Annotated in this window: 9 protein-coding genes; 2 read left to right on the forward strand and 7 right to left on the reverse strand. The window is 50.0% G+C overall.

Going from position 1 to position 13,634, the window contains the following annotated elements:
* The first annotated feature begins 118 nt into the window (after positions 1 to 118).
* Both AC6I1F_RS10715 and aroG read left to right on the forward strand, forming a co-directional pair.
* On the forward strand, positions 119 to 1,231 hold the full coding sequence (locus AC6I1F_RS10715; RefSeq protein WP_290432607.1) for an IS110 family RNA-guided transposase: 1,113 nt from the start codon (positions 119 to 121) through the stop codon (positions 1,229 to 1,231).
* A gap of 631 nt (positions 1,232 to 1,862) precedes the next feature.
* Positions 1,863 to 2,933 (forward strand): 3-deoxy-7-phosphoheptulonate synthase AroG, encoded by a 1,071-nt coding sequence (aroG, locus tag AC6I1F_RS10720; RefSeq protein WP_277612792.1) that lies wholly within the window; start codon positions 1,863 to 1,865, stop codon positions 2,931 to 2,933.
* Between the two features lie 68 nt (positions 2,934 to 3,001).
* Here aroG and AC6I1F_RS10725 read toward each other — a convergent pair whose 3' ends face one another.
* The 7 genes from AC6I1F_RS10725 to dcuC form a co-directional block, all read right to left on the reverse strand.
* On the reverse strand, positions 3,002 to 4,273 hold the full coding sequence (locus AC6I1F_RS10725; RefSeq protein WP_160336239.1) for an amidohydrolase: 1,272 nt from the start codon (positions 4,271 to 4,273) through the stop codon (positions 3,002 to 3,004).
* Entirely contained in the window at positions 4,263 to 4,871 is a 609-nt protein-coding gene (locus tag AC6I1F_RS10730) for a TetR/AcrR family transcriptional regulator (RefSeq protein WP_160336240.1), read from the reverse strand. Before AC6I1F_RS10730 ends, AC6I1F_RS10725 begins: the two co-directional genes overlap by 11 nt.
* Complete coding sequence (locus AC6I1F_RS10735; protein ID WP_160336241.1) at positions 4,871 to 6,319, reverse strand: efflux transporter outer membrane subunit; 1,449 nt, start codon at positions 6,317 to 6,319, stop codon at positions 4,871 to 4,873. Before AC6I1F_RS10735 ends, AC6I1F_RS10730 begins: the two co-directional genes overlap by 1 nt.
* Positions 6,316 to 9,444, reverse strand: coding sequence for an efflux RND transporter permease subunit (locus AC6I1F_RS10740; RefSeq protein WP_160336242.1), 3,129 nt, complete (start codon positions 9,442 to 9,444; stop codon positions 6,316 to 6,318). Before AC6I1F_RS10740 ends, AC6I1F_RS10735 begins: the two co-directional genes overlap by 4 nt.
* A 15-nt stretch (positions 9,445 to 9,459) precedes the next feature.
* Positions 9,460 to 10,626, reverse strand: a complete 1,167-nt coding sequence (locus AC6I1F_RS10745; protein WP_160336243.1) for an efflux RND transporter periplasmic adaptor subunit — start codon at positions 10,624 to 10,626, stop codon at positions 9,460 to 9,462.
* 321 nt (positions 10,627 to 10,947) lie between these two features.
* Entirely contained in the window at positions 10,948 to 12,195 is a 1,248-nt protein-coding gene (locus AC6I1F_RS10750) for a M20/M25/M40 family metallo-hydrolase (protein ID WP_160336244.1), read from the reverse strand.
* A gap of 14 nt (positions 12,196 to 12,209) precedes the next feature.
* Positions 12,210 to 13,475 (reverse strand): C4-dicarboxylate transporter DcuC, encoded by a 1,266-nt coding sequence (gene dcuC / locus AC6I1F_RS10755; RefSeq protein WP_160336245.1) that lies wholly within the window; start codon positions 13,473 to 13,475, stop codon positions 12,210 to 12,212.
* Positions 13,476 to 13,634: the final 159 nt, after the last annotated feature.

Here is a 13,634-nt window from a genome sequence, read left to right on the forward strand (position 1 = left end):
TCCCCCCAGGCATTTATTCTAGTCATAAATCTGTTTCCTAATGACATGGAACCCCTTTGCTCCCAGTCCGATGCAGGGAGCAAAATCAAAGTGACAAAATCTTTAAGAAGGTGATCCCATGTCAATTAGAAGGATACTCGCAAAGTCAATCGACACAAACCTCGAATATGAAGTTATCGGCCTTGATTTAGCCAAGAATTGCGTCAGTGCTGTTCTGATAACAACGGATGGAGAAATTGTTGGTATCGATCGCCTGGACTATCAAGAGCTTGAAAAAAATGCACAGGAGCTTAGTCCTACGACGTTCGCTATGGAGCCTTGTACTGAAATGAATTACTTAGTTCAAAGGTTAGAAGGGTGGGGACATCGCTGCCTGGTTATCGGCGGCAAGAATGTAAGGGATTACATTGAGTCTCATTTTTCAAATCAAAAAACCGATTTAAATGATGCTCAGGCGCTGGCGTTCCTTACACGGGATACACAGTTACGAACGATCAAAGCCAAAGATATGGAGCAACAAAAGTACGCGAGCTTAACAACGCTGCGGGAACAATATATCAAGCAATATAGACAGAGCATTGTGTCTTTAAAAGGGATTTGCCAAGCCTGGGGATTGAATATATCGAAAGGAATCAGCGGGAAAGCTCGATTGAAAGATCTGATTGAAAATCACGCAGCTTTTCCGGAGGAACTCAAGGAAAGTCTCGTTGACATGGTCACACACGCTCAAACAGTTCAAAGGGCCTTGAATAAAATCACCAAAACCCTTGAGGTGCTAGCTAAGAACGATAAAGTTTGCCAGCTAATTCAAACGATTCCGGGGCTGGGTTTAATCAGCTGCTGCAGACTTCGTGCAACGATTGGAGACATAAAGAGATTTAAAAATCCCAAAGATTTTCCTGCCTATTATGGTTTGGTACCAAGAAGCTTTGCTACGGGGCACAACGAGAAGAAAGGAAAAATCACCCATCGAGGAGACAAAACAATGAGGTCTTTAATGGTGCAAGGGGCCGGGAGCGTGATTAACATGGCCAATAGAGGAAAATTGGAATCCAAACAGTTAACGAAGTGGATTTTAAAGAAGCAAAAAGAAAAAATGCCGTGGGGAAAACTGGTATGTGCCGTTGCAGCTAAACTGTTACGGATCGTTAGGGCCGTTCTCATAAGCCGTAAGGCATACGATCCCAAAATAGCCGGAATCGCTAAATGCTCATTACCCAAAGGAGCATAAGGGTTTAACTTAATGATACAGTTCGAGCAAAATCGACTTTAACTAAGCATGAGAAAGCCGAAAGGCCCGTTCCACAGCCTGCTACAGCCAATTGGTTACAACCAGTCTTCCTTATAAGGCACGAACGGACTGATCTTGAATTTCATGGTAGGCAAATAGGATCCAAAAGGGTCCTTAAAACAGCCTGGAGAGATTTGTAGATTGGCCTCTTCTGTATGTATCAACAATAGCCTCCTTTTTACTCGGACAAACCAACTAAAAAAATAAGCAATAGTCTTGCTTCGCAAGATTAAGGGCAAGATTTACTCAAACATACTTGACAACCGTCGGGGTTCCAGAGATCCGACTGTAGGGGAAACGATATGTCTTTAAAAAAGTCTGCAAATAATTCCGCATAACAGCAATTTTTGAAGTAAATTTTATCTATATCAATCATTTTTCAATCATTGAATACTGAATCATGCGTGCAGCACAGTTTTTCTTTTATTACTTTAGCTTTTATTTTTCGCTGTCGGCGGAAAAGGATACTCTGCACGCATAATCAGGAGTCACTTAAACTTAACCGCCGTACCAAAAGGTCCCGGCGGTTTTTTATTGCCAACCTCGGATATCGCGGATAAACGGAGAATAAATAATGGCTTTCAATACCGATGACGTCAGAATCAAAGAAATAAGAGAACTTACTCCACCTTCTTACCTGATCAGAGAATTTCCCTGCGGACAGCTTGCTTCAACAACCGTACACCTTGCCCGTACCGCGGGCCATGAAATCATTCACGGCTTGGACGACCGCCTGCTAGTCATCGTTGGTCCGTGCTCAATCCATGACCCGAAAGCGGCGGTCGAATATACAGAAAAACTCGTCGACCTTCGCAGACAGTTTGCTGATGATCTCGAAATCATCATGCGCGTATATTTCGAAAAACCGAGAACCACAATCGGTTGGAAAGGCCTGATCAACGACCCGGACCTGGACTGCAGCTACCACATCAACCACGGACTGCGCGTTGCGCGGGAGCTGCTGCTCGATATCAACGAACTCGGCGTCCCCGCAGGCACCGAATACCTCGACATGATCACGCCTCAGTACATCGCTGACTTAATCTCCTGGGGCGCGATCGGAGCAAGAACAACAGAAAGCCAAGTACACCGCGAACTCGCCAGCGGCCTTTCCTGCCCGGTGGGATTCAAAAACGGAACCGATGGCAACGTGAAAATTGCTATCGACGCGATTAATGCCGCTTCCCATGAGCATGTTTTCCTTTCTGTAACCAAGGGAGGCCACTCCGCTATTGTCGTTACGGGCGGAAATGAAGACTGCCACGTGATTCTTCGCGGCGGTAAAACAACCAATTACGACGAAAAGAGCGTGTCCGAGTGCTGCGAAAAACTTCAGGCTGCAGGACTGAGACCCTCCGTCATGATCGATGCAAGCCACTCCAACAGCCATAAGAAACATAAGGAACAGCTGGCCGTCGTACAGGATATCTGCCGGCAAATTTCTTCCGGCAGCTGCCACATCATGGGCGTTATGCTCGAGTCTAATCTTGTCGAAGGCAACCAGCCTCTCGTCAAAGGCAAAGAACAGGAACTGGTTTACGGTCAGTCTATTACGGACGCCTGCCTTGGATGGGACGACACGGTTAAAGCAGTTGAGTCTCTCGCACATGCGGTTAAAGACCGCAGGGACCGCAACCGCTAATACGAGAATATAGAAGAAGCCTTGCTCCGCAAAGAGCAAGGCTTCTTGCTATGGTTTAAATAAGTAGTCTATTTAAAACCGCAAATCATCGGTACCAGATTCTTATAGAAGGACACTGCAATATCCAGAACCCGCTCGTCAAAGTCAAAGAGCCTCTGATGATGTCCTGCTTTGGTCTCGCATCCAAAGATGATGAACGTACCGACTCCGCCCCTCTGCTGAACTCTGCGAAGCAGAATCGTACAGTCTTCGCTGCCAAGCTTCAGATCCATCTTCTTAATCATCTCTTCGCCGACAACCGGAATCGCCGCTTCGTAAACCAAATCAATGGCTTTACGATCCGGTTTAAATTCGGTCGCTTCTCCGGCCTTAACGATCTTCACCTCGCAGTCATACATATCTGCGCTCGCTTTGATCTTGCGAATAGCTTCCTCACGCATGTAACTGTTGACTTCTTCGGTTTCCCCGCGAACCTCAAGCTGCATAAAAGCATTCGGCGCAACCACGTTGCGGCCTTGACCAGCATGCAGCGTCCCCACGTTCAGCGCAGTTGTTTCCTGAACCGGTCGAATGATACCATGTACCGCTAATGTAGCAGTTGCGGCAGCCAAAAGCGCATTCTTTCCTTTGTGCGGGTCCGCACCTGAATGCGCGGCTAAACCAACGAACTCCGCATCCAGCTTGGTAGAAGCTAGAAAAAGTCCGGGCTCAGGTGAAATCGTGCCGGTGGGCAGATTAAATCCCAAGTGGTTACCGAAAAAGTAATCCGCGTCATCCAGGACACCTGATTCAGCAACCGGCCGAGCACCTCTTACACCCTCTTCCGCAGGCTGGAAAAGAACCTTGATCGTACCGCACAACTTATCCTTGTTCTCAACAAGCCAAGAACAAAGGCCGATACCCATCGTTGTGTGACCATCATGCCCACAGGAATGCATGTGGCCCGGGTTGGTGCTGGCCCAGCCTTCATCAAACGGTCTATGGCCTGCTTCCAGAGCTTCCTGTACGTCCACACAGTCCATATCGAATCGAACGGCAAGTACGGGGCCGGGACGGCCAGTTTCAATCGTTGCAAGTACGCCTGTATAACCGCCCATCTGCTCCAGAAATTCTGCGGAAACGCCTTTGTCAAGCGCTGCCTTCTGTGCCGCTTCTACAGCCTTTTCATTGCGGCCTGCAACAAACTCCGGATTAATAATCTGACGGCCAAACTTAGGTTCAATTCCAAACGATCTCAATTTTTGGACAACCTTGAAAGTTGTCACAAATTCACACCATCCGGTCTCCGGATAGGAGTGAAGATCACGACGAAATTGGACGAGCTCCTGACTAGACAGCATTCGTTTTCTCCTCACCATTTAAACAATTAGTCTCAGATTTATTATCCACGAGCCAACGATTGATTTCCATAAGAATATTACGAAGCTTTCCCCCTTCGACGATTCCGCAAAAAACGCTGCCAATGCTGATTCCAAGAAACAGCCTCATCGACACCTCAAGACGGAAAAGTCGATCCTCGTCATCCTCTTTAATGTGATAGTGCTCCCTAAGCTGAGTCATGAGTTTCTCGCCGTTTTCAACGACACGCTCCATGACAACAGGATTTCTAGTCGCTTCCGTCATCATCGTCAGAGTCAGCGAGGCTCGACGAGGATCAAGCAGGTGCTTGATAAACTTTTCCTGCTCTTCCGGTTCAGAATTCATTGCTCCGGTCAAAAGCGTGAAGGTCTCTTCAGCCATCTTTTCCTGAACTGACAACGCAATCGCCGCTTTATTCTCATAAAAGTTATATAAATGCGGCGTGCTGATGCCTGCTTTACGAGCAATGTCGCTCATGCTCGCAGCGTGGAAACCTTTTTCTAAAAAGGTCTCCTCCGCAGCCGCGAGAATTTTCAGTCTTTTCTCATCCTGACGTGTTAAGTTGAGAGGGCTGCCCATTAAGACTCTCCCTTCACAGAAGCTGCCGCGACGGTCTGTTCTTCACGAACAGCTCCGCCTCCGAGCGCACGGTAAAGATTGATGCCGCTGCTCAGGCGCATAGACTCAGCGCTGATGAAATTAGTCTGTGCTGCAACCATCTGACGCTGACTTTCAAGAACCGTCAGGAATCCGTCAAGACCGTTCTTGTAACGGTTCTGAGATAGCGTATAGGCTCGTTCTGTCGCCGTCACCAAATCTTTTAACGCAGCAGTCTGCTGTTTCACGGTACCTACTGTCGCAAGCGCGTCACTAACTTCGGCAAAGGCCTGCTGAATGGTCTGCTCGTAAGTCGCGACCATGATCTTCTGCTGAGCTTCAGCCTGGCGCAACGTAGACAAGTTCGCTCCGCCCGTAAAGATCGGAAGTGAAATTGAAGGCGCAAATGTCCAAAGACCTGTACCGGCATCAAATAAATCACTCAGATGACGAGACGTGGAACCGATGCCCGCCGTCAGAGAAATTCTCGGAAAAAAGTTTGCACGAGCTGCGCCAATGTTGGCATTTGCTGCTTTCAAATTATTTTCCGCCGCACGAATATCTGGTCGATTGAGAAGAATGTCACTTGAGAGTCCTTCTGGAGCGATCGCTCCGAAGTTCGTCGCATCTTCGAGCTTTTCCGGCTCCAACATCGCTGGCACATCAGCGCCTACGAGAAGATTCAATGCATTTCTCGCTTGAGCCACTGTGCGCTCGTAGCTTGCGACCGCTGCTCTTGCGGTCGCAACCGTTGTTTTGGCCTGCTCGAGTTCAAGAAGCGAGCTTGCGCCTAGACGGTGACTCTGCTCCATCAGCTTATAGCTCTTTTCCTGACTCTCAAGCGTAATCTTCTGCAGACGTAAAAGCTCCTTCTGCGCGCCAAGGTTAATCCAAGCGTTAGCCACAGAGGCAATCAGCGTATTTTGTGCAGCACTTCTGTTTTCCTCTACAGCAAAGTAGCTCTGTAATGCCGCTTCAGAGAGACTCCTTACTCGACCGAAGAGATCAAGCTCCCAAGCGGTGGATGAAAGATTGGCCTGATAGGTGTGAGAAACATAGCCGGATCCAGTCGCAGAAACAGAACGAGGAGTTCTTCCCGCCGTCTCGTTTAAACCGCCCGCAACTGACGGAAGAAGCTGCGCGCGCTGAATGCCGTAAGCGGCATAGGCCTTTTCAACATTGAACAGCGCAACACGAAGATCTCGGTTGTTTTCAAGCGCGAGGCGAACAACCTGGCGAGCCTTGGGATTAGTAATGAAATCCTCCCAAAGCGGCAGCGGCGCAGCCGTTTTTTCAACATCGGCATACGCATCTCCGCTCGGGAACGTTTGAGCAACCGGCGCTTCGGGACGCTCATACTTGGGCGCCATCGTACAGCCCGACGCAAGCAGAACTGCGCAAGCCAATGTTGTAACTTTTATGATTCTCATTTGGATTCTCCGTCGGTCTGAGGTTTATGCGTCTTGTCGCCAAACAGTTTAATAATCAATACGTAGAAAAGCGGTACGAAGAAAATACACAGGAAAGTACCCGTAAGCATACCGCCGAGAACACCGATACCGATCGCGTTCTGCGCACCTGAACCTGCGCCAGCCGCTTTAGCAAGCGGAAGAACGCCGAGACCGAACGCAAGAGAGGTCATCAGAATCGGTCGAAGTCTGAGCTTAACGGCCTGAGCTGCTGCCTCTACGATCGACATGCCTTTCTCATGGAGCTCTTTAGCAAACTCCACAATCAAAATCGCGTTCTTACTAACCAAACCGATTGTTGTCAAAAGACCAACCTGGAAGTAAATATCGTTATTCATTCCGAATGCGCCGGTCATACCAAGCGCTCCAATAACACCGAGCGGCACCACCATAATGACCGCAATCGGAATTGACCAGCTTTCATAAAGCGCGGCCAAGCAGAGGAACACGATCAAAATAGACAGTGCGTAAAGCGCTCCGGCCTGAGCTCCGGCCTGACGTTCCTGGAAAGAAATGCCGTTCCAGGCAAGTCCGAATCCGTAAGGCAGACTCTTGGCGATCTCTTCCATCGCCAGCATTGCCTGACCGGTCGTAAATCCTGCAGCGGGCGCGCCCTGGATGTTCACTGCACCTAACCCGTTGAAACGTTCAAGTTTGGAGGAACCGAACTTCCACTCAGCAGAACTGAAAGCGGAGAACGGAACCATCTTGCCCTGATCATTGCGCACATACCACTTGTCTAAATCCTCGGGTCTCTGACGATAATCGGCGTCGCCCTGAACATAAACCTGCTTAATACGGCCGTTGTCATAGAAGTCATTAACGTAAGTCGAACCCCAAGCCGTAGAAAGCGCGCTATTGACAGCGGAAACGCTCACTCCAAGCGCCGCGGCTTTGCTGAAGTCAATATTGAGCTGTAACTGCGGCGCATCTTCCTTACCGTTCGGACGCACGTTATAGAGCAGCGGATTCTGCTGAGCCATACCCAACATCTGATTTCTGGCATCCATCAGAGCGGCATGACCGGCGCCCCCCAGATCCTGCAAATAAAGGTCAAAACCGTCAGCCATACCAAGCTCGGGAACCGGCGGAAGCGCAAAACCAAACGCGAAGGAGTCTTTCCAGCTCATCAGCGTACGATTGGCACGTGCGGCAATAGCCTGAGCCTTCTGGTCCGGACGCTTACGCTCGCTCCAGTCCTTCAGTTTGACAAAGGCCATGGCAGAATTCTGGCCCATACCGGCCAAACTAAAGCCTGCGACCGTCATCACGCTTTCCACATTTTCCTTCTCTTGCGTCAGCATGTAATTCTGCATTCGCTCAATGACCGGAAGAGTCTGTTCGCGAGTCGATCCTTCCGGAAGCGTAATCTGAACCATCAAAGAACCTTGGTCCTCATCCGGCATAAATGCAGTCGGAATCTTTAAAAAGCCAAAAACCACGCCCGCAATAATGACACCGTAAATCACAATGAAACGCTTCCATCGGCCGGTCATGTAGCCGACGGCATGTGTCGCGGACTGCGCGCCGGAATTAAACACGCGATTGAACCAGCCGAAGAAACCTGTTTGTTTTTTATCGTGCTTAATCGGACGAAGAATTGTCGCGCACAGAGCCGGAGTCAGCGTCAGAGCAACTAGTACAGACAAACCCATTGCCGCCACGATCGTGACAGAGAATTGACGGTAAATGACACCGGTAGAGCCTCCAAAGAAGGCCATCGGAACGAACACGGCAGAAAGCACCATCGCAATACCGACCAGCGCACCCGTGATCTGCTTCATTGATTTTTCTGTTGCGTCATGCGGCGAGAGACGCTCTTCATCCATCACACGCTCAACATTTTCCACCACAACAATCGCATCATCTACCAACAGACCGATCGCGAGCACCATGGCGAACATCGTCAGCATGTTGATCGAGTAGCCCATAGCTCCGAGTACACCGAACGTACCAAGTACAACCACCGGCACAGCAATCGTCGGAATAAGTGTCGCGCGGAAGTTCTGAAGGAAAAGATACATAACCAGAACCACCAGCACAATCGCTTCCATCAGCGTCTGAATCACGCCCTTAATGGAGATACGAACGAACGGAGTAGTGTCAAACGGAATAATGTATTCGTAGTCCTGCGGGAAGTACTGCGAGAGCTCTTTCATCTTCTCGTCGACGAGCTCGGAAGTTCTCAAAGCATTTGCGCCGGAAGCAAGCTTAATTGCGATAGCTGAAGAAGGTTTACCGTTAAAAAAGGCTGTCGCCTCGTACATCTGCGGGCCTTTTTCAATTCGGGCGACATCCTTCAGGAATACCTGAGCTCCACTCGACTGAGTCTTCAGAAAAATATTGCCGAACTGCTCAGGCGTCTCTAGGAGCGAACTCGAAGTAATGGTCGCGTTCAGTTCCGTCCCTTTGGCAGCTGGCAGACCGCCCACCTGACCGGAAGAAATCTGAACGTTTTGTGCCTGAATCGCGGCTGTCACATCCGACGGTGTCAATCCGTATTCATAGAGCTTTTCCGGATTCAGCCAGATACGCATCGCAAAGGCCGAACCAAACACCTGAACTTCACCGACACCTTCAACACGACTCAGCGGCTCCTGCACTCGCGAGACCAAATAGTCGCCGAGTTCGGCTTCAGAAACCTTGCCGCTCTTAGACGTCAGACCGACAACTTTCAGAAAGCTCGCGGTCGTCTTGATAACGGTAATACCAAGTCGCTGGACCACTTCCGGCAGCGAGGACTGTGCCTGCGCCAATCGGTTCTGCACCTGAACCTGAGCCATATCGGGATTGGTTCCGGCAGCGAAAGTCAGCGTAATATTGATTCTTCCGCTCGACTCACTGGTTGAGCTCATGTACAGATACCCGTCAAGACCAGTCATCTTCTGTTCAATAATCTGAACGACAGTATCTTCAATAGTCTTGGCAGATGCACCCGGATAGGTTGCGGAAATACTCACCTGAGGCGGAGCAATCTGCGGATACATGGAAACCGGCAAATTTAGAATCGAGAGTGTGCCGGCAAGCATGATCACAATTGCAATCACCCAAGCAAAAATCGGACGATTAATAAAAAACTTTGCCATCTTGCTACCCTGCGGTTACTTCTTCTGTTGCTGAGCTGCCTGTTCGGCCATAGTCGGAACGATGTTGACCGGAACTCCGGGGCGAATGCGCTGCAGGCCTTCTATGACGACCTTGTCGCCGGGCTCCAGTCCGCTTTCCAGAAGCCAGTCAGTACCTTCAGTCTTAATTGTCTTAATTTTCTTAATGGCGATCTTTCCGTCCTGAACAACATAGACGTAAGGAGAGCCGTTGGATTCACGAAGCACTGCGCGTTGCGGAACAAAAATCGCATTTTCACGCAGACCCTGCGGAAGCTTCGTGCGAACATACATACCGGGGAGCAGTGTCTGATTAGGGTTCGGAAAAACCGCTCTGAGTGTGATTGTTCCGGTACCTTCATCAACAGAAACTTCTGAAAGTTCAAGTTTGCCTTCAAGAGGATAGACACTTCCGTCTTCAAGAGTCAGAGAGACGGGAATGGCACCTTCATTCACTTTGATGCGGCCCTCGGCAATCTCTTTCTTCAGCTTCAGAAGATCACGGCTCGATTCATTGACATCGACATAAATCGGGTCAAGCGTCTGAACGACTGCCATGTTGTTGGCCTGATAGCCGCTCAAAAGTGCGCCGGGCGTCACAAGAGAACGACCGATCTTTCCAGTAATCGGTGAAGTGATCGTGGTATAGCCGAAGTTAATCTCAGCATTCTTAAGCTGAGCCTGGGCAGCGAGCAAAGAAGCCTGCGCCTGCTTGTAGGCTGCCTGAGCATCCTCGTTCATCTGTTTGCTCACTGCTTCAGTCTTAACAAGCTGCGCATAGCGATTCGCACTATTGCGAGTCTGCATGACCAAAGATTTGGCTCTTTCAACTTCAGCTTTTGCGCTTTCGACTGCAGCCTTATAAACCGCCGGATCAATCTGATAAAGCGGTTGGCCTTCTTTGACTTCCTCGCCCTCTTTAAACAGACGCTTTTGCAGAATGCCTGAAACCTGAGGACGAACTTCAGCAACAAGGAAAGGAGCTGTTCTTCCTTGAAGAATTGTGGTTTGCGCCCTTGTATCAGGCTGAATTTCAACCACCGATACCTGAGGGACCATAGCGTTGGCAGGGGCGCCGCCCTTCTTCTGGTCGTCGCATCCCGTTAATGCGGCCAGCGCCAAAACAGAGACTACCGTTATGGTTTTTACCTTCTGAAAAATCATGGGATCCTCAATTTATTTTTGCTTACTAATGAGACTTAAAGATTCTAGACGATTTTCTGAATGAACATTCATTCAGAGAAGTATTTTATTTTTATATTCAAGGGTTTTCCCTTAGATATTAAATAGCTTTCTTGTATCGATAAATGAACACAAAAGTATTTCCTATCTCTTGTGTTCGTTGTCTTTCCTGCTCTGCACGGAGCTTCGACCCAATAGACCTAAGCATAGGTAAGTATGCAATCCCTATAACCTCTTTCCGTTACAACCATACAAAAAACCCCCGCATTAAGAGAGCGGGGGCCTTGGGAAAAAAGTGACTGCTTACAAAAGCGGCTCTGTGTTCTTCGTACCAGCAAGCGAGAGTGCAGCCAGCATAATCAGCTGCGGCCCAAGCTCCGTATGCTCCATAACGAAATATTCGTTGACAGTGTGCGCTCCGATACCCTTACCGCCTGAGCAAAGACATGTGGCCGGAATATTCCGACTCATAGGGGCATTCGCATCGGTTGAAGACATGCCGTAATTAGTCAGTTCAATACCCAGAACTTTCTGAGCGCTGCGTGCGGCCTGAAGAACCGGACAATCATGCGGACGCATGCCGCCCGGTCGATTGCCGATCTGAGTTTTTGTCAGTCTGAGCTTCTTAGTCTCATCGGTCACGCCCCAGCGAGCGTTTTCCGCTTTAACCGCTCCTTCAAAGGCGCTGAGAATTTCCGCTTCAACGCGCAGAAGCTCCTCATTGGAGACGCTGCGGATATCCACATCAACCTCACAGTGCGCGGCAATGGTGTTCACGGTTGTTCCGCCTTTAATGGTGCCGATAGTGAAGGTTGTTTTCGGATCTGCAGGAACCTGAATATCCGCGACCTTGTCGCCGGCACGGCACACCGCGTGAATCGCGCTCGGCGCTTTGCCGAATTCGGCAAAGGAATGTCCTCCGGGGCCGTCAATCGAAAGGCGCCAGCGATGAGAGCCAACCGCGCCGTAAAGAACACGGCCGACGTCGGTGCTGTCAACTGCGATAAAGCCGTCAAGCTTATTGTTGGCACATAAATGCTTAGAGCCGCGGATATCGCCGTTTCCTTCTTCGCCCACGGTTCCGACAAACCAGATGTCTCCGACCGTTTCGATCTTCTGAGCTTCAAGCGCACGAAGCACCTGCAGAATCGCCCGCAGTCCGGAGCAGTTGTCGCCGATTCCCGGCGCGCGGTAAATATTGCCTTCCTGCCGAACCTTAACGTCGGTACCGGCCGGGAAAACGCTGTCCATGTGCGCTCCAAGCGCAAGTACAGGGCCGTTTCCACTGCCTTTGCGAACCCCAATCACATTGCCGATTTCGTCAATATGAACGTTAGACAGTCCATAGCGTTTCATACGCTCCGCAACAGAAGCCGCGCGCTTTTCTTCATGAAAAGTCGGCGCTTCTATTTCGCAGAGCTCGATTTGTTCCTGCATCGCTATTTCCGTCTGATCGGCGATAAGTTTCAGCGCGTCCGCTACTGCAGGCTCCTTGGCGACTGTTTGAACGAGTTCCAGAACTTTCTCATTGACCTGAGGAATATTCTTCATAAATCAAGAGCTCCTTAAACCAAGAAGTAGAGGCAAATAACCATGACGACAGCCGCGGGTGCCGTGCGCTTCACAACCTCCACCGGAGAGACGCCGGCAATGCCGGACAGAAGAATGATGCCGCCTGCAAGCGGAGAAGCCTGTCTGCCGATACCGGCCGCCATCATGGCGATATACCCGAGTCCGTCAATCGTCATACCGAATGTCGGAGCATGGGGAGTCACCGCTTCGTTGAAAGCGAACGCCGCTGCGTCGCCGGAGCCGGTCAGCACGGCCAAAATAAACGGGCCGAAGGCGCCGCCGATTTTCGCCACTTCATTGGTATGGGTCAGATACTGAACAAAAACGTCAATGACGCCAGCGGCACGTAAACCTGCCGCAAATACACCCGCTGCGATAATGATGCCGAGAATCTTGGCGTAACCGTTGCCCATGCCCGCAAAGAATTTCTTTGTGACTTCCTCAGGGTTGGAACGTGTGACAGCAAGCGCGTAGAACGTTCCGATCAGCATCGCGGTCGCCACCGACATCTTGAGCTGAGGGGCCCAAAGCGAAGCGCAGACAAGAAGAACCACCGGAACCAGCGGAGCAATCGCAAAGAAAATATTCGGACGGGCAATCTCATTGCTTGCCTCTTCCACGGCTTCTTTAACTGCGGTGTCGTTTTTCTTAAAGTCGCCGTAAGCGAAGCACGTAATCGTAATGATGAGAATACTGATCGCGCCTAACGTGACCGTTGTCACCGCATGCGCGCCGATAAACTGCATAATCTCCATCGAGGCGAGTTTAGAGATGAACGGATTGTGAGAAACACCGGGGTTGAGGTAGGCGGGCATCATGCAGCCGCCGACTGCCGCAGCGGCAATCGCCGGTTTGAAACCGGAGCGAATCATGATCGGAATCATGGTCGGACCGACCGCTGCCGAAAGGCCTGCCATCGAAGGGATCGCTGTCGAGATCACGCTGGTGACGATCATGCATGAGGGCAGAAGAAAGACACCCAATCTCTTGAGCGGCTTCATCAGAAGACTCACTAAATGCACGTCGCACTTTGTCAGTGAGATCACAGCCGCAAAGCCGAGCGCTGAACAGATAGCGATGATCAGACTGCCGTTGGTCATCGACTTATCAAACTGCTTAAAAGCCACCATCGGCTGAAGTGAAATAAAAGCCATTACGAAACCGGATGTCAGAAGGACAAGACGTGTTTCATATCGTTTAATCAGGGCATAAACCGTTGCGATAACCACAACGACGGCCGCCCACACGGTCCAGGACATAGAATTCTCCTTGGGTAAAGATAAAAGCGGTATGAACGAACGTCCATGTTCATTGCCCGTTCATACTTCACTGCAAATCTATTTGAGATCAAACAATATCAGGAGAGCAAAAATTGCTCAATCCCCCATCGCATAAACCCTTATTTTTATTCTCTAGCC

It is taken from the genome of Parasutterella sp. St.1A3, from assembly GCF_059728705.1.

Excerpts from the sequence above, each read along its gene's own strand:
- AC6I1F_RS10730 (WP_160336240.1), bottom strand. The coding sequence starts at position 4,871 with ATGGGCAGCCCTCTCAACTTAACACGTCAGGATGAGAAAAGACTGAAA.
- AC6I1F_RS10740 (WP_160336242.1), bottom strand. The coding sequence starts at position 9,444 with ATGGCAAAGTTTTTTATTAATCGTCCGATTTTTGCTTGGGTGATTGCA.
- AC6I1F_RS10750 (WP_160336244.1), bottom strand. The coding sequence starts at position 12,195 with ATGAAGAATATTCCTCAGGTCAATGAGAAAGTTCTGGAACTCGTTCAA.
- AC6I1F_RS10725 (WP_160336239.1), bottom strand. The coding sequence starts at position 4,273 with ATGCTGTCTAGTCAGGAGCTCGTCCAATTTCGTCGTGATCTTCACTCC.
- dcuC (WP_160336245.1), bottom strand. The coding sequence starts at position 13,475 with ATGTCCTGGACCGTGTGGGCGGCCGTCGTTGTGGTTATCGCAACGGTT.
- AC6I1F_RS10745 (WP_160336243.1), bottom strand. The coding sequence starts at position 10,626 with ATGATTTTTCAGAAGGTAAAAACCATAACGGTAGTCTCTGTTTTGGCG.
- AC6I1F_RS10715 (WP_290432607.1), top strand. The coding sequence starts at position 119 with ATGTCAATTAGAAGGATACTCGCAAAGTCAATCGACACAAACCTCGAA.
- AC6I1F_RS10735 (WP_160336241.1), bottom strand. The coding sequence starts at position 6,319 with ATGAGAATCATAAAAGTTACAACATTGGCTTGCGCAGTTCTGCTTGCG.